General features: G+C 75.1%; 13 protein-coding genes. 4 read left to right on the forward strand and 9 right to left on the reverse strand.

Features of this window, described 5'->3' with window-relative positions; genetic code table 11:
- The first annotated feature begins 59 nt into the window (after positions 1-59).
- From BM237_RS13145 to BM237_RS13155, 3 genes are all read left to right on the forward strand, one after another.
- A complete protein-coding gene (locus BM237_RS13145; RefSeq protein ID WP_093849797.1) occupies positions 60-1,037 on the forward strand; it encodes a LysR family transcriptional regulator in 978 nt (325 codons plus the stop codon).
- Between the two features lie 185 nt (positions 1,038-1,222).
- Entirely contained in the window at positions 1,223-2,626 is a 1,404-nt protein-coding gene (locus tag BM237_RS13150; protein ID WP_093849798.1) for an MFS transporter, read from the forward strand.
- Positions 2,627-3,052: 426 nt separating this feature from the next.
- Positions 3,053-4,186, forward strand: coding sequence for a uroporphyrinogen-III synthase (locus BM237_RS13155; protein ID WP_093849799.1), 1,134 nt, complete (start codon positions 3,053-3,055; stop codon positions 4,184-4,186).
- Positions 4,187-4,200: 14 nt separating this feature from the next.
- On the opposite strand, the gene BM237_RS13160 is transcribed toward BM237_RS13155, so the two are convergent.
- From BM237_RS13160 to BM237_RS13180, 5 genes are all read right to left on the reverse strand, one after another.
- Positions 4,201-5,412: an FAD-dependent monooxygenase gene (locus tag BM237_RS13160; protein WP_245793597.1), complete on the reverse strand. Its 1,212-nt coding sequence runs from the start codon at positions 5,410-5,412 to the stop codon at positions 4,201-4,203.
- Between the two features lie 61 nt (positions 5,413-5,473).
- Complete coding sequence (locus BM237_RS13165; protein WP_093849800.1) at positions 5,474-6,586, reverse strand: 3-dehydroquinate synthase II; 1,113 nt, start codon at positions 6,584-6,586, stop codon at positions 5,474-5,476.
- On the reverse strand, positions 6,558-7,400 hold the full coding sequence (locus BM237_RS13170; protein WP_093849801.1) for a 2-amino-3,7-dideoxy-D-threo-hept-6-ulosonate synthase: 843 nt from the start codon (positions 7,398-7,400) through the stop codon (positions 6,558-6,560). The genes BM237_RS13165 and BM237_RS13170 overlap by 29 nt, the downstream gene beginning before the upstream one ends.
- Positions 7,401-7,421: 21 nt before the next feature.
- On the reverse strand, positions 7,422-9,116 hold the full coding sequence (locus BM237_RS13175; protein ID WP_093849802.1) for a class I adenylate-forming enzyme family protein: 1,695 nt from the start codon (positions 9,114-9,116) through the stop codon (positions 7,422-7,424).
- Between the two features lie 85 nt (positions 9,117-9,201).
- Positions 9,202-9,396: a thiazolylpeptide-type bacteriocin gene (locus BM237_RS13180; RefSeq protein ID WP_093849803.1), complete on the reverse strand. Its 195-nt coding sequence runs from the start codon at positions 9,394-9,396 to the stop codon at positions 9,202-9,204.
- A 488-nt stretch (positions 9,397-9,884) separates the two neighbouring features.
- Between BM237_RS13180 and mhpA the strand changes: the two genes are divergently transcribed.
- Positions 9,885-11,555 (forward strand): bifunctional 3-(3-hydroxy-phenyl)propionate/3-hydroxycinnamic acid hydroxylase MhpA, encoded by a 1,671-nt coding sequence (gene mhpA, locus BM237_RS13185; RefSeq protein WP_245793598.1) that lies wholly within the window; start codon positions 9,885-9,887, stop codon positions 11,553-11,555.
- Here the strand turns inward: mhpA and BM237_RS13190 are convergent.
- From BM237_RS13190 to BM237_RS30310, 4 genes are read right to left on the reverse strand one after another with little or no spacing between them, the layout of a single operon-like run.
- On the reverse strand, positions 11,546-12,283 hold the full coding sequence (locus BM237_RS13190) for an ABC transporter permease (protein ID WP_093850007.1): 738 nt from the start codon (positions 12,281-12,283) through the stop codon (positions 11,546-11,548). The two genes, mhpA and BM237_RS13190, sit on opposite strands and share 10 nt — an antisense overlap.
- A gap of 15 nt (positions 12,284-12,298) precedes the next feature.
- The gene (locus BM237_RS13195; protein ID WP_093849805.1) at positions 12,299-13,216 is read right to left on the reverse strand and encodes an ABC transporter ATP-binding protein; all 918 of its coding nucleotides are present in this window, start codon (positions 13,214-13,216) and stop codon (positions 12,299-12,301) included.
- 9 nt (positions 13,217-13,225) lie between these two features.
- Complete coding sequence (locus tag BM237_RS13200; protein WP_093849806.1) at positions 13,226-14,248, reverse strand: thiopeptide-type bacteriocin biosynthesis protein; 1,023 nt, start codon at positions 14,246-14,248, stop codon at positions 13,226-13,228.
- On the reverse strand, positions 14,245-15,771 hold the full coding sequence (locus BM237_RS30310; RefSeq protein ID WP_093849807.1) for a nitroreductase family protein: 1,527 nt from the start codon (positions 15,769-15,771) through the stop codon (positions 14,245-14,247). The genes BM237_RS13200 and BM237_RS30310 overlap by 4 nt, the downstream gene beginning before the upstream one ends.
- Between the last annotated feature and the right edge of the window lie 33 nt (positions 15,772-15,804).

Here is a 15,804-nt window from a genome sequence, read left to right on the forward strand (position 1 = left end):
GTGAGGTGTCCAACACTTTGTGGCTGGTCATTGACGCGTCCGTGTTGTCACCATGGGGCGTGCCCCGAGACACCGACCCCCGGCTGCTGCGCGCCTTCGTCGCCGTCGCCGACGAACTGAACTTCACCCGTGCCGCCGCCCGGGTGTTCGTCGCCCAGCAGTCCCTGAGCCGCGACATAAGGCGGCTGGAGGAGCAGCTCGGCACCGTGCTGTTCGTCCGTACCACCCGGCGCGTGTCCCTGACCCCGGAGGGGGAGCGGCTGCTGCCGCACGCCCAGCGCGTACTGGCGGCGCACGACGAGCTGAACGCCGCGGCCGTACGCGAGGAGCGCCCCCTGATCGTCGACGTCGGCGCCCCGGCCTCCACCGGGCAGCGGGTGCTGGACGAGGCCCGGCGGCTGGCGCCCGACCTGGAGTTCGTCGCCCGCTACCACAGCGGCCTGATCGGCGCCGCCGCGGAGATCTCCGACGGGCGGCTGGACGTCTCCTTCGGCCGGGTCGCCGGGCTGGACCCGGCCGTGCTGGGCGTGCTCGACCACCGTCTGATCCGCTACGAGAAGGTGGCCGTGCTGCTGCCGGAAGGGCACCGGCTGGCCCGGCTGCCCAGGGTGCCACTGGACGCGCTGGCAGGGGAGACCCTGTACGCGGGGGCCGGCAACCCCGAGACCGCGGAGTGGACCGACTACGCCCGTCGCCTCTTCGCGGGCCGCGGCATAGAACTCGCCGCCCCCTTCCCCAAGATCGAGGGGGAGGCGGAGTTCGGCCGGGTCGTCCGCAGGCGCGGCTGGTCGGTTCTGGCCAGCGAGGCCTTCGCCGCGGTGCCGGGCATGGTGCTGCGCACGCTGGTGGATCCCGTGCCGCTCTCCCCGGTCTCGATGGTCTGGCGGCGCGGCCTGCGCCACCCGGGGGCGGACGCGCTCCGGGCGGCGGCGCGGCGGCTGGCGGAGGCGGGGCGCTGGCGGGAGCGGACGCACGGCTCCTGGCTGCCGGAACCGGACGCGCGTGTGCTGGGGGTGGCCGCGCCGCCCGTGCGCTGACCCCGCGCTCCGGCCGCCGATCCTCTCCCCGGAACCCGGCCGGGCACCGGTGGGCCGGGCTCACAACCGGTCCGGCCGCCGGGTGAGAGCAAGGTTGCGCGGAGGTCACCTGGCGGCACCGGGGTGAAACGCGCCGTCCATAGCGTCGGGAGCCGACACCCGACACCCGACGCTGTGGAGGCGCCATGACCGCTCCGACGACCGCATCCGAGGCACCCGAGGCACCCGGAGCGCTTGATGGGTCCGAAGCGCTCCATGGGTCCGGCGCATCCGGCAGAGGTCGCTGGATCGAGCACTGGGACCCGGAGGACGAGGGATTCTGGGAGAGGACGGGCCGCCGCGTCGCCCGCCGCAACCTCGTGCTGTCGGTGGTCTCCGAGCACATCGGCTTCTCCGTGTGGAGCATGTTCTCGGTCCTCGCCCTGTTCATGGGGCCCGAGTACGGCATCGACCCGGCGGGGAAGTTCTTCCTGGTGGCCGTCGCCTCCCTGGTCGGCGCCGCGCTGCGGGTGCCCTACGGCTTCGCGGTCGCCCGCTTCGGCGGCCGCAACTGGACGGTGGTCAGCGCCGCGATGCTGCTGGCGCCCACCACCGCCCTGCTGGTGGTCATGGAACCGGGCACCTCGTACACCACCTTCATGCTGGTGGCGGTCCTCACCGGGGTCGGCGGCGCCAACTTCGCCTCCTCCATGACCAACATCAACAGCTTCTACCCGCTGCGCCTGAAGGGCTGGGCACTGGGGATGAACGCGGGCGGCGGTAACATCGGCGTCGCCGTCGTCCAGCTCGCCGGCCTGCTGACCATCGCCGTCGCCGGGGCCGCGCAGCCCAGGCTGCTGGTCGCCGCCTACCTGCCGCTGATCGTCGTCGCCACCGTGCTCAGCGCACGGCACATGGACAACCTCTCACCCGTGCGGAACGACACGGGCGCGGCGAGGGAGGCGGCACGCGACCGCCACACCTGGATCATGTCGTTCCTCTACATCGGCACCTTCGGCTCCTTCATCGGCTACAGCTTCGCCTTCGGCCTGGTGCTCCAGAGCCAGTTCGGCCGCACCCCCCTGCAGGCCGCCTCGCTCACCTTCATCGGTCCGCTGCTGGGTTCGCTGGTCCGCCCCGTCGGCGGCCGGCTCGCCGACCGGCTGGGCGGCGCGCGGGTCACCCTGTGGAACTTCGGGGCCATGACGGGCGCGGCAGGCATCGTCGTGGCCGCGTCGATGCGGGAGTCGCTGCCGCTGTTCATCGCCGGTTTCGTCGTCCTGTTCGTCCTCACCGGTCTGGGCAACGGATCGGCGTTCAAGATGGTCCCGGGGATCTTCCGGGCGAGGGCCCGTGAGGCGGGCCTGACGGGGGAGGCGGCCGCCGTCCGCGCCCGGCGGCTGTCGGGCGCGTCCATGGCGCTGATCGGGGCGGTCGGCGGGTTCGGCGGGGTGGGCATCAACATGGCCCTGCGCCAGTCCTTCATCGAGTCCGGCACCGGTACCGGGGCCTTCGCCGTCTTCCTCGGCTACTACGTGGTGTGCGCGGTGGTCACCTGGGTTGTATACATGCGGCGCGGGGTGGGGGGTGTTCGCGGAGCGGGGGTGTGAGGGGGAGGTTGGGGGCCCGGGGGTGTGGGGGTGAGGTTGGGGGCCCGGGTGCGTGCGGGGTCGGGGCCGGTCCGGGGCGGACGTTCCGGACGGTACTATTTACGGCCGTTCCGTACACCGTTGGGTGGAGCGCCCATTGGCCGCAAATAGCACTTGAGTGTCCGGAACATCCGCCCCTACCCGTCCCCTCCCGCCGTCGCCCGGCTGCGGGTGCGGGGTGGCGCGGGCCGCGTTCCGGGTGGGGGACGGGGCGCTCCCGGCCGCGGGTGGGCAGTGGCGTGCGCCCCGGTTGCGGGGCGGGTTACGCCGGTCGGCGGGGGCGTGTGCGGGGGCGGGGTGTAACACCGGGGAAACCGGGGGGAACCGAGGGCGTCACGCGTTCTTGTCAGGCTCGGTTCTCCCACAACGACTGCGGACGAGGAGCCCATGCACCGGGTCGGACCACTGGAAGGCTTCACCGTCGGTGTCACCGCGGCCCGGCGCGCCGACGAACTGGGCGCCCTGCTGGAGCGGCGCGGCGCGGCGGTGGTGCACGCACCGGCCCTGCGCATCGTGCCGCTGGCCGACGACGGCGAACTGCTGGGTGCCACCGAGGCGCTGATCGGCCGCGCCCCCGACACGGTGGTGGCCACCACCGCCATCGGCTTCCGCGGCTGGGTGGAGGCGGCCGAGGGCTGGGGGCTGGGCGAGGAGCTGCGGGGTGTGCTGGACGGTGTGGAACTGCTCGCCCGCGGCCCCAAGGTGCGCGGTGCGGTACGGGCCGCCGGCCTGACCGAGGCGTGGTCGCCGCCGTCGGAGTCGCTGGCCGAGGTCCTGGACCGGCTGCTGGCCGAGGGGGTCGCCGGGCGGCGGATCGCCGTCCAGCTCCACGGCGAGCCGCTGCCCGGTTTCGTCGAGGCGCTGTGCGAGGCGGGGGCGGAGGTCGTCGGCGTGCCCGTCTACCGCTGGCTGCCGCCGGAGGACATCGCCCCGCTGGACCGGCTGATCGACGCCGTGCGGGCGCGCTCGGTGGACGCGGTCACCTTCACCTCCGCCCCCGCCGCCGCCTCGCTGCTGGAGCGCGCGGAGCGGCGGGGTGTGCGGGAGGGGGTGCTGGAGGCGCTGCGGGGGGATGTGCTGGCCGCCTGCGTGGGGCCGGTCACCGCGCTGCCGCTGACCGCGCACGACGTGCCGGTGGTGCGGCCCGAGCGCTTCCGGATCGGGCCGCTGGTCCAGTCGCTGTGCCGGGAACTGCCCGCCCGCGCGCAGGTTCTGCCCGTGGCCGGGCGGCGGCTGGAGATCCGCGGCCACGCGGCGGTCGTGGACGGCGAGCCGAGGCCCGTACCGCCTGCCGGGATGGCGCTGCTGCGGGCCCTGGCCCGGCGGCCCGGCTGGGTGGTCTCCCGCGCCGATCTGCTGCGCGCCCTACCCGGTGCGGGGCGTGACGAACACGCGGTGGAGACGGCGGTGGCGCGGCTGCGTTCGGCGCTGGGCGCGCCTCGGATGATCCAGACGGTGGTCAAGCGCGGCTACCGGCTCGCCTTCGATCCGGCGGACGGGGGGTCGGGGGTGGAGGGGTGAGGGGCCGCTCCGTGTCATGGGGTCGGGGGCGGGGGGTGGAGGGCGGCGTGTTCGGCGTCGTGGGCGTAGAGCCAGGACATGGCGCGCAGCGCGGCGGCGGACGCCATCGCGCCGTCCCGACGGCGCTGCTCCTCGCCGTCCTCCAGGTGCATCACCCGGGTGCTGCCGCGCGAACCGCGCTGGACCGCGCCGGTGCGCGGTATCCGCAGCGCCTCGTAGCGCCGCAGCGCGGCGGGCGCGGTGGCGGTGTCCGCGCCCGTCAGGCAGGCGGCCAGCGACAGCGCGTCCTCCACCGCCTGGTTGGCGCCCTGGGCGAGGAAGGGCAGCATCGGGTGAGCGGCGTCCCCGAGCAGCGTCACCCGGCCCGCGGACCAGCGGCGCAGCGGCTCCCGGTCGTGCAGCGCCCAGCGCCGCACCCCGGTGCCCGAGGCGGCCCGCAGCAGGCGCGTCACGGCCGGGTCCCAGCCCCGGTAGGCCCGCAGCAGGTCGGCGGGGTCGCCGGGAGCCGACCAGGACTCGGGCGGCGGGTCGCCGGGGCCTTCGGGGTGGACGGTCGCGGCGAAGCTGACCGCGCGGCCCGACGAGACGGGGTAGCACACGCAGTGCTGCCCCGGTCCCATCCACACCCGCACCGCGGGGTCGTCCACCAGCTCCGGCAGGGCCTCGCCGGGCACCAGGCCCCGGTAGACGGTCTGCCCCGACCAGACGGGTGCGTCCCGCGCCAGGTGGGCGCGGACCGCGGAGTGGATGCCGTCGGCCCCCACGACCACGTCGGCGGTGCGCACCTCGCCGCCGCCGGATTCGGCCGGGCCGTCGAGGCGCAGCAGCACCTCGCCGTCCCCGCGCCGCAGACCGGTCAGCCGGCGGCCGAGCCGGACCGCGTCGGGGCCGGCCGCCTCCAGCAGCGCCGCGTGCAGCTGGGCGCGGTGCACCGTGTAGTACGGCGCCCCGTACAACTCCTCGCAGGCGGAGCCCAGTTCGGTGCGGGACAGCAGCCGGCCGCCGTCCCAGCGGCGGATCTCCGTCGCCGCCGGGCGGACGCCGAAGGAGCGCAGCGGCCCGGCCAGGCCCAGCCGGTGCAGCAGGCGCACCGCGTTCGGGGCGAGCTGGAGCCCGGCGCCGACCTCGGACAGCCGCCCGGTCTGTTCGTACACCTCGCACCGCACACCGCCGGCCCGGCGCAGGGCGGCGGCCAGCGTCAGCCCGCCGATGCCCGCGCCGACCACGGCGACCCTGAGGGGGTCGATGGCCGCCCACCGCCTTTCTCGGTCCGTCCCGCGGAGGGGCTCACTGCTCCAGGCAGAACTCGTCGATCGGGTAGCCCACATGCCGGTCGGCGGTGGGCAGGTGGCCGAGCACCTTGTCGCCGGGCTTGAGGTGGGTGCTGTTGAGCACGGCGCCGCCGGGGCCCAGCACCCGCACGTGCCAGTCGTCCTGGAGGATGAGGTTGACTGTCCGGCCGTCCGGGGCGACCGCGTCGATGGAGATCAGCGGTCTGGTCTCGATCTTGACCCGGCCCACCGACACCACCCGCGTCCGCCCCGCGACGTCCACGGCCAGGACCCTGCTGCCCGCGCCCAGTTCGCTGAGGTAGTTCGTCCGGCCGTTCTCCACCACCGTGTAGGAGTGGATCGCGCCGGCGTTGACCCGGAACGGCCGGGTGGGCATGTACGGCAGCGGATGGGTCTCGCTGACGCACAGGATCATGCCCTTGGAGTGCGAGCCGACCAGGATGCCCTCGTCCTGCCGCAGGTAGGAGCAGGTGTCCACGCAGGCCCGCTCGCCCATGCCCAGATGCGCGGTGGCGGTGACCTCCAGTTCGGTGAGCACCAGCTCCCCGGTGGGGGAGGCGGCGGCGCGCTTGAGCTCGGTGGCGTCGCCGACGGCGCGCGCGGTCATCATCACGCCGTCGGAGCCCAGTTCGAGGCAGCCGAAGACGACCCGCGCCTCCTCGACGTCGCCGACGGCGGTGACGATCGAGCCCGGCGCGCCCGCCGCGGCGGCGATCACGATCTCCAGCGGGATCTTGGTCGGGTCGCGGAACTCCAGCACGCTCCACTTCTCGGTGCGGGCGGCCCGGCACGCCTCGTCCAGGCCGGCCGCGTCCGCGATCTCCACGTACCGCCCGAACTCCACCTGCGGGTACGCCTCGGCCAGTTCGGCGCGCTCGGCCGGGCCGAGCGGGAGGACGACGACGTCGGCCTGGCCGAAGCCGCTCTCCAGGGACTCCGGGCCGCGGGGCAGCAGCACCCGGGTCACCGACGGCGGCAGCGCCTCCAGGTCGGCGGGGTCCTCGGCCACCACACCGTCGACGCGCTGGTGCAGGGCCTCCTCGACGATCGCCTTCTTCTCCCGCCCTGCCGAACGGACGTCAAGCCAGCACAGCTTGTTCACGCTCACTCCGGTGCTCTCCTGTCAGGTGGTCGTAGGGCTCGCGCGGCCCCTCGTGGACGAGCCGGGCGACGGCGCCGGCCACGCTCTGCGGATCGGGGGACCGGAAGACGTTCCGGCCCATCGCCACTCCGGCCGCGCCGCCCAGCAGCGCGTCCCGGACGAAGGCCAGGAGCTCCTCCTCGGATCCGCGCGGCGGGCCGCCGGCGACCAGCACCGGGATCGGGCAGGCCGCGGTCACGTCGAGCATGGCGGCGGCCGAGCCGGCCCAGGAGGTCTTGACGAGGTCGGCGCCCAGGTCGGCCGCCAGGGTCACGGCGTGTGCGACCAGTTCCGGGTCGTGCGGGTCCGCGACCTGCGGGCCGCGCGGGTAGACCATCGCCATCAGGGGCAGGTTCCAGCGGTCGCACAGGTCGGCGACCAGTCCGAGGTCGGCGACCTGCCGCCGCTCGTCCCGGGAGCCGAGGTTGACGTGCACGCTCACCGCGTCCGCCCCCAGTCGCAGGGCGTCCTCCACCCCGGTGACCAGGTACTTCGCGTCCGGGTCGGGCGCGTGCGCGGTGCTGGCGTTGAGGTGGAGGATCAGCGACGTCCCGGCGAACCGCTCGGGGCGGATGTGCCGGAGACTGCCCTTGTGGAGCACGACCGCATCCACCCCGCCGGCCACGAGCCGGCCGACGAGCCGGTCGGCGGTGCTGCCGTGCGGCACGACCGGCCCGTCGGAGATGGAGTGGTCGAGCGGTACGACCATCAGCCGCGAGCTGTTGTGGCGGAACAGTCTGCGCAGCCGTAGTGCCCGTGCGAAGTGGTGGTGGGCGGTCATCTCGGACCCCTTTCGGCAGGTTCAGCGGAGCGGGAGCCGGTCCTCCCGGCCCGCGAGGGTGCGCAGGTACGCCTTGTCGGGCTTGCCGTGCGCGGTGAGCGGGAGGTCGTCCCAGAACGCCAGCTCGGCGGGGGCGTGTTCGGGTGTGAGCAGGCCGGCCACGTGCTCGCGGAGCGCCCCGGGGTCACGGCGGGCGCCGTCGCGCAGCGACACCGCGGCGTGCACATGCTCGACGCGGTCGTCGTCGGCCACCCCGTAGACGGCGGCGTTCGCCACGTCGGGGTGGGACAGCAGCGCCCGCTCGACGGCGGCGGGGTGGATCTTCAGGCCGCCGCTCTTGACGACGTCGCCGACGCGGCCGACCAGCCTCAGGTATCCGTACCGGTCGATCAGGCCCAGGTCGCCGGTGCGCAGCAGGCCGTCGCGCAGGGCACGGGCGGTCGCCCCGGGGTCGCCGAGGTAGCCGTCCATGACGGTGGGGGACGCCACACGGACCTCCCCGGGCCGGCCCCGCGGCGCCTCCTCGCCGGTCTCCGGATCGACGATCCTCAGCCGGACCCAGGGGAAGGGGCGCCCCACGCTGGGCAGCAGCTCGGGCTCGCAGTGGTCCAGCGGGGTGAGGTTGGAGATGCCGCCGGCCTCGGTGGAGCCGTAGAGCTGCACGAGGCGGTCGCCCAGCACCTCGCGCGCCTCGGCGATCCGCCGGGGCGAGGCGGGGGTGCCGCTGTAGACCAGGCGGCGCAGGGAGGACAGATCGGCGCCGCCGGAGCGGGCCGATTCGGTGAGGCGGTACAGATGGGGCACCGCCAGGTAGGCGTCGGTGATGCGTTCGGCGGCGAGTGCGTCCAGGGCCGCGGCGGCGTCGAACCCCTCGTGCAGGACGACGCGGCCGCCCTCGGCGAGCACGGCGTCCACCATCGAGCCGATGGTGTGGCTGAGCGGGAGGACGGCGAGGAAGCGGGAGGGCCGGCCCGGCTCGGGACTGCCGGGGAAGGCGTCGACGAGGGCGTTCCAGGTGCGGAAGGACTGGCCGATGCTCTTGGGACGGCCGGTGCTTCCGCTGGTGTGGGCCACGACCGCGAGGTCCCCGGGCTCGTAGCGGACCCGGGCCAGCGCCTCCGTCGGGGAGGTGACCGAAGACGTGTCCGGGGGCGTGTCCGGACGGTCGCCGGGGCGGGTGCCGAGACGGCCGAGGTGGCCGGGGCGGGCGTCGAGGTGGTCGTCGAGGTGGGCGTCCGGACCGGCGCAGCCGGGCCCGGCACCGATCAGCGGCAGCTCCCCGCGCCTGCCGCGGGCGAGTTCGCGGGCCCGGCCGAGGTGCGCGCCGTCGCAGACCAGGAACCGCGCCCCGCTCTCCCGCAGCAGTCGGTCCTGGACTTCCCGGGGCAGCTCCACGGCGTCCGAGCGGGGGTTGTGCGAGCGGATGTACACGACCGCGGCGCCCAGCAGATGTGCCGCGTAGCGGGCGGTCAGCATGGCCGGGTGGTTGGTCTCCGTGAGGACCGCCACCGTGCTCCCCCGGCCGGCCCGCAGACGGCGCAGACACGCCGCCGCGGACAGCACCGAAGCGGCCAGCCCGGCCCCCGTCACGTCCTCCCCGCGCCACCGCAGGACGACCCGCTCCGGGTCGCGCGCCAGGGTGTGCAGGATCCTGCGGGCGTAGTGCTCGTGCCGTGCCCACGTCGGGACCGTGTCTGCGGGGAAGGCTGGGGCCACGGGGATCCAATCGTTCGGTACGGTGCCCGGGAGCGGTGTGCCCGCCCCGCCTGGAACGGGGCGGGCACACCGGACCGTGGAGCCGTCAGCAGCAGCAGCAGGAGGAGGACGACGAGGAGGAGGAGCAGCAGAAGGTGCCCTCGATCGCGTCGGTCTCGGTCATCGTCACGCCGCTCGACGCACCCATCTCCGGCAGCGCGACGCTGTCGGAGACGTCGAGGACCTCGAGCTCCTCGATGTCGAAGGAGTCGAAGATCTCGGTCTCAGCCACGGAGCTCATCTCGAATTTCCCTTCAGAGGTTTCCACCGGTCGATCGACCGACGTGACGATGCTGAATGAAACCCGCGTTCCGCACAGCATTTCCGCGGTGGCGGCTGACATTTATCACGACGTCACTTACGTAGGTCACCGGCTGTCCGCGCCGGCCCGGAAGCCTTTTCGCGGTGATTCCGCCCCTGATGGCAGCGGCGACCGACGGGCCGCAAAGGGGTGGAAGGGGTGTAGGGGCAGGAAACGGGCGCACCGGTCCGGCGCGGCACGGAGTTCGTCCCGTGTTTTCCCGGGGGTTTCCACCGGTCGGCTTTCCGACACAATAGGGTTGACGCAGTGGAATGCCCTGCGGTGGTCTTCGGGGGCGGTGGACGGCATTCGGGGCGGCCCGTCCCGCCCGTGTCACCCGCGGTTTTCCTCCGCTGCCCCTTTGACGCCTCTTTGCCGCCTCTCCGCATAAACCGGCCGTTCGCCGGGCGCCGCCACCGGGAGCAGAAGTGAACCCTCCAGCCGCGTTCGTCCCCGCACCGTCCCGTGCGCCCCATGTGCCCGGCGCCGCCGCCGACGTGCTCGTCGTCGGATACGGACCGGTCGGCCAGACCCTCGCCCTCCTGCTCGCCCGGCGGGGCCGGCGGGTCACCGTCGTCGAGCGGTGGCCGCGGCCGTATCCGATGCCGCGCGCGGTGGCGTTCGACGGGCCGAGCGCCCGCGTCCTGGCCTTCGCGGGCATCGCCGACGCCGTCCGCGGGATCGGCGAGCCGTCCCCGGACTACGTGGTGGAGAACGCCGGGGGCGCCGAGCTGCTGCGCGTGTCACTGGCCCCCGAGGGCCCGTACGGCTGGCCGGACTCCACGTCCGTTTACCAGCCGGGGCTGGAGGAGGCGCTCTCCCGGTGCGCCACCGGGCTGCCGGAGCTGCGGGTGCTGCGCGGACACCGGGCCGTGGGCATCGCCGAGCGCGGCGGGGCGGTGGAGCTCGTCGCCGAGGACGTCGGGTCCGGTGAGCACCGGACGCTGACGGCCCGCTGGGTGGTGGGCTGCGACGGCGCCAACAGCTTCGTCCGCGAACAGGGCCTGGGGACGGGGCTCGACGACTCCGGGTTCGCCCTGGACTGGATGGCCTGCGACGTGGTGCCGCACCGGCCGGAGGACTTCCCCCCGCTCAACCTCCAGGTCGCCGACCCGGCGCGGCCCCGGGTGGCGGTCTCCGCGGGACCGGGGCACCGCCGCTGGGAGTTCATGCGGCTGCCCCACGAGCCGGCCGCGGAGTTCGGCACCGCCGAGAACGCCCGGCGGCTGCTGTCCCTGTTCGGCGTGGACGCCAAGAACGCCACTGTGGAACGCCATGCCGTCTACACCTTCGCGGGCCGCAACGCCCGGTGCTGGCGCCGCGGCCGGATCCTCCTCGCGGGCGACGCCGCCCACCAGATGCCCCCCTTCGCCGGCCAGGGGATGTGCTCGGGCATCCGGGACGCGGCGAACCTGGCCTGGAAGCTGGACCTGGTGCTGGCGGGGGCCGCCGGCGAGGACCTGCTCGACACCTACGAGCGGGAGCGGCGCCCGCACGTCCAGCAGGTCATCGACATGTCCGTCGGCCTGGGCCGCCTCATCTGCGAGACCGATCCGGCCGCGGCTGCCGGGCGCGACGCGGCGATGCTCCGCGACCGGGCCCGCGACGGCGCCGGCCGCCCCCGCCCCGACGTCCTCACCGGCGGCTTTCTGCACCGGGACACGGCCGCCGCGCCGCAGGGCCCGGCCGGTGTGCTGCTGCCGCAGGCGACGGTCGCGCACGCCACCGCCTCCGGCCCCTTCGACGAGATCGCCGGGACGGGGGGCTTCACGCTGCTCACCCTGGACGACCCGGGGCGGGCGGCGCACGACGGCGGTACCCGCACGGCGCCGGACCCGCTGGGCGTCCGCCCGGTGCGGCTCCTGCCGCCCGGCACCCCGCGCGGGCACGCGACGGGCGGCGCCGTGGTCGACACCGAGGGCGTCTACCACGCCTGGCTGGCGGCGCTGGGGGCCCGTACGGTCCTGGTGCGCCCCGACTTCTACGTCTACGGCGCCGCCCGGGACCGGGCGGGGACCGCGGCGCTGCTGCGCGCGGCGGCCGACGGGCTGGGCGGTCGCCCGGCGGCCGCCCGGCCCGCCACCGGCGCTCAGCGGTAGCGGCGGCCCTCGTCGCGGCGGTAGGCGAAGACGGCGAGGGCGCCCATGGCCGCCGTCCACACCACCAGGGTCACGACCGGGAGGGGGCGGACCTCGAAGTCCCCCACGGCGGCCCACATCAGCTCGACCGCGCCCCGGCTGGGCACGTACGGGGCGATGGCCTTGACGAAGCCGGGCGCGGCGTCGGGGGCCGACAGCAGTCCGCCGGCGAAGGCCAGGGGGAAGAACACGATCTGCACGACCGCCAGCGCCGCCTTGGTCGACAGCAGATAGCCGATCGACAGGCCCATCAGCATGAACGGGACCGTGGCGACGACCAGGACGACCAGGGCGGTGAGGAATCCGCCGACGGTGACGGACGCCTCGGTGAACACCGCGGCGATGACGACGACGGGCACCATCGACAGCAGCATCATCACCAGCCCGGTGAGGATGCGTCCGGCGAACGTCGGGAGCAGGCCGACGGGCAGGGTGCGGGTGTAGGGGTCCCACGGCTGGGCCCGGTCCTCGGCGACGCCGACGCCGTGCCCGAAGAGGTTGCTGATGATGGCGGCGAAGACGACCATCGACGCGGTCGCGTAGGCGGCGCCCGTCGGGTCGTCCCCGGCCGCCGGCACCACGAAGAAGATCATCGAGGCGGCGGGGAAGAACGCCGAGCCGATCAGCGCGATCGGGATGCGGACGGTCCGCAGGAGCTGGTAGCGGGTGTGCACGAGGGTCATGGCCATGGTCACGGGGGCTCCTCAGGATCCGGCGATGGTCAGAAAGGCCTCTTCGAGCGAGGTCGGCCGGACCTCCAGGCCGGAGAAGTCCACCCCCCGGGTCACCAGTTCCCGCACCAGCCGGTCGGGGTCGGTGGTCATCAGATGGACGCGGCCGTCCTCGCGGCGCTCGCTCACCACCCCGGGCAGCCGCGGCAGTTCGCCCGCCACCAGGCTGACCCGGTGCACGTCGACCAGCCCGCGGATCGCCGCGACGGTGTCGTCGGCCAGCACCCGGCCCCGGCCCAGCACCACCACGCGCTCGGCCAGCGCCTCGACCTCCTCCAGGTAGTGGCTGGTCAGCAGGACGGTGCCGCCGCCGGCGTGGAACTCGGCCACCCGGTCCCACAGCGCCTTGCGCGCCTCCACGTCCAGACCGGTCGTCGGCTCGTCCAGGAACACCAGGCGCGGACGGCCCACGAAGGCCAGCGCCACCGCCAGGCGGCGCTTCTCGCCGCCCGACAGACCGCCGGTCTGCCGGCGTGCAAGAGGGGTCAGGCCGAACCGGTCCAGCAGCTCGCCGCGGTCGACCGGGTCCGGGTAGTGGGCGGCCACGAAGTCGACGACCTCGGTCACCCGCAGGGTCTCCGGCAGCCCGGTCTCCTGCGGGGTGACGCCGATCCGCAGCCGGTTCTCCGGGCGGCGCGGGTCGCCGCCGAACAGCTCGCAGCGGCCCGACGTCACCTGCCTCAGCCCGGTCAGCAGGTTGACCAGCGTGGACTTGCCGGCCCCGTTGGGGCCCAGCAGGCCCAGCAGTTCGCCCTCGCGGATCTCGAAGTCCACGGAGTCCAGGGCGGTGTGGCCGGCGTAACGGCGGGTGACGCCGACGGCGCGGGCCACCACCGCCGGTTCCGCCGCCGGGGAGGTGCGGTCCGGGGCGGCCAGGGGGGCCTGGGGCATGTTCGCTCCTTACGGTGCTGCGTTGACGGGAGGGCGGGGCGGCGGCGGACCGGTGCGGTCGGGGCCGGGGCCGGGAAAGGCCCGGACGAGCCGGGCGTACGTCTGGAGCTCCTCGACCAGGTTCAGCCCCAGGCGGTTGTGGAACATGTGGACGTGCGAAAACACCACGCGGCCCGGATGCGTGGAGGTGCCGCGCAGCACGTCCCGCGCGTGCGCGGCGAGCGCCCGGTGCCAGCCGGCGAAGGGGCCGTGGTCGGCCGGGGGCGCCTGCGTACGGCCCGCCCCGGCGCCCCCGGCCGCGCCGTCGCGGCCGATGCCGCACAGCCGGTCGAGCTGCTCCTCGCCGTAGCCGAAGCCGGTGCCCCACTCCCGCCAGATCCGGTAGGCGTGCGCGTAGTAGGCGGCCTGGTCCGCGTCGCCGCCCAGGGCGGCGGCGGCCGCCATGGTGGCCCGCAGCCCGGCGAGCACCCGGGCGCGCTGGTCGGGCAGGTGCGGCAGCAGGCGGACGGTCAGTTCGCTGGAGAGCTGGAACAGCCGCTCCGCGGCGGGCATCAGGGCCGGGCCGCCGTACCGCTCGTACTCGGGCTCGTAGGAGCGGCGGTGCACGCCCGGCGGGGTCAGGTCCTCGACGGGCGTGCCGGCCTCCAGCTCCCCGGCCGCCGCGAGCCGTTCGGCCTCGCGCCGGTAGCCCCCGGGATCCACCGGCTCCTCGTCCGGCGCGAGCCTTCCGGCGCTCTCCAGCCGTTCGCGCAGCAGCCGTTCGGTCCGCTCGTACGCCGCGTCGTCCAGATCGCCCACGCGCAGCCGCAGATGGGGGCCGCCCTGCCAGTAGCGGATGAAGAACCAGGGCCGCTCCGGCGCGGTCTCGGCCACCGTCGGCCGGATCACGTCCTCGATCACGCGGTCGTGCAGCGACCGCGCGGTGGAGCCCAGATGCAGGTGCCAGGCGTGCCAGCGGGCGGCGGCGCCCGGGCCGGGGCCGGGGCCGGGGTTGTGCGGGGCGGCGGGGCGCGTCTCGTCGGTCTCGGTCACAGTCTCACGTCCAGCAGGGGTCCGGTGTAGCGGGGCGTTCCGGTGATCACGGAGAAGACGACCATCTCGTCGGGGCCGAGGCCGAGGACCTCACGGGTGGGCACCTCCTCGAAGGCCCGTACCGGACGGGCGTAGAGGCCGTGTGCGGCGGCGGCCAGGCACAGGCCCTGGGCGGCCCACCCGGCGGCGTACTGCGCGGCGCACCAGCCGCCGGGACCGAACCGCTCCATCACCTCGCGCGGCCGCATCGAGAGGAACCAGATCATCGGCGCGTGCCGTACGTCGCAGCCGTTGCCCGGGGCCAGGGGGTAGCCGTAGTGCGCCTCCAGGCGGGCCGCGGCGGCCGGGTCCTCGGAGTACCGCGTCAGCGAGCCGCCGGCGACCCGGTGGACACCGTCGGCGCAGCCGTCGACCCCCTGCACCACGGCGGTGACGCGGAGGTGGTCGTGGACGGCGCGCAGCGTCCCGCCGGGCGGCGGGAGGGACAGCCACTCCACTGCGTCGCGCAGGGCGGCGGCGGGCAGCCGCCGCCGTCTGCCGTTCATCCCGTACAGGCCGCGCGGCATCCGCCCCGAGGTGCGGCGCCACAGCAACTCGGCCCAGGGCAGCGCCTGCCCGCCCGTGGCCGAGGGGATCGAGGAGCCCAGCGGCGCGGGCGGCTCGCGGAAGTCCTGGGCGCGGTTGACGGCGAGGGCCTCGGCCAGCGCGGGGTCGGGACCGTCCGCCCCGGTGCCGGGGCTGGGGCCGGTGCCGGTGCCGGTGCCGGGGTCGGGACCGGAGCCCTCCGCGTCCAGTTCGACGGTGAGCGGCAGCGACCACTGCCACGCCGGGGCCAGGCCGAGCGCGCCGAGGCCGGCCTCGGCGGAAGCGTCCGGCAGCCGCAGCCGCCCCGGCAGCCCGAAGAGCTCCAGGGCCAGGCACAGCATGCGCAGGTTGACGCCGAGTTCGAGGTGGACCAGCGAGCCGCGGAACCACTTGTAGACGGGCGGCAGCCGGGTGTACCGGCCGGCCAGCGCGATCTCACGCCCGGCGCCGGGCCGGCCCGTACCGGCCCCCGCCGCGGGGAGGCCGGCCAGCGCGTGCCGGTAGACGTCCAGAGCCCCCCACCGCCCCCGCTCGCCGACGAGGACCTGCACGGGGAACCTGCTGCGCACCGACGGATAGCCGCGGTGGTCGTTGAACGGGTTCTCCGGTTCGCGGCGCTGCACCCCGAAGGCGGCGGCCAGCGCGTGGCCCAGCCGGTCGGCGCCCGGCTCCCCGGCGAACCGGCCCCGGGGGAAGGGGAGTTCCTCCAGCAGGTCGACGGTGCCGTGCGGCAGCGCGGTCAGCGGCCCGGACCGGGCGGCGTCCGGCAGCCCGGGCACCACCTCGGTCTCCGTCAGCGGGCCGGGCGGCGGTACGGGCGGCTCCGGGCGGTCGGCGCCGTTGCCGTAGGCGAACCACATCAGGTCGCGCGCCATGAAGTCCGCGTCCTCGGGCATCGGGGCGCCGACGGGTTCGCCGCGGGCGGGTGCGGTCTCCATACGGTCTCCGTGCTGTCGTGGTCGGTGGTGCGG

This window comes from Streptomyces mangrovi (assembly GCF_900114215.1).
Classification (GTDB): domain Bacteria; phylum Actinomycetota; class Actinomycetes; order Streptomycetales; family Streptomycetaceae; genus Streptomyces; species Streptomyces barkulensis.

What these genes read in the sequence shown, in the direction of transcription:
- BM237_RS13150 (WP_093849798.1), top strand. Translation starts at nt 1,223, where the DNA reads ATGACCGCTCCGACGACCGCATCCGAGGCACCCGAGGCACCCGGAGCG.
- BM237_RS13190 (WP_093850007.1), bottom strand. Translation starts at nt 12,283, where the DNA reads ATGGCCATGACCCTCGTGCACACCCGCTACCAGCTCCTGCGGACCGTC.
- BM237_RS13155 (WP_093849799.1), top strand. Translation starts at nt 3,053, where the DNA reads ATGCACCGGGTCGGACCACTGGAAGGCTTCACCGTCGGTGTCACCGCG.
- BM237_RS30310 (WP_093849807.1), bottom strand. Translation starts at nt 15,771, where the DNA reads ATGGAGACCGCACCCGCCCGCGGCGAACCCGTCGGCGCCCCGATGCCC.
- BM237_RS13170 (WP_093849801.1), bottom strand. Translation starts at nt 7,400, where the DNA reads ATGACCGCCCACCACCACTTCGCACGGGCACTACGGCTGCGCAGACTG.
- BM237_RS13195 (WP_093849805.1), bottom strand. Translation starts at nt 13,216, where the DNA reads ATGCCCCAGGCCCCCCTGGCCGCCCCGGACCGCACCTCCCCGGCGGCG.
- BM237_RS13180 (WP_093849803.1), bottom strand. Translation starts at nt 9,396, where the DNA reads ATGAGCTCCGTGGCTGAGACCGAGATCTTCGACTCCTTCGACATCGAG.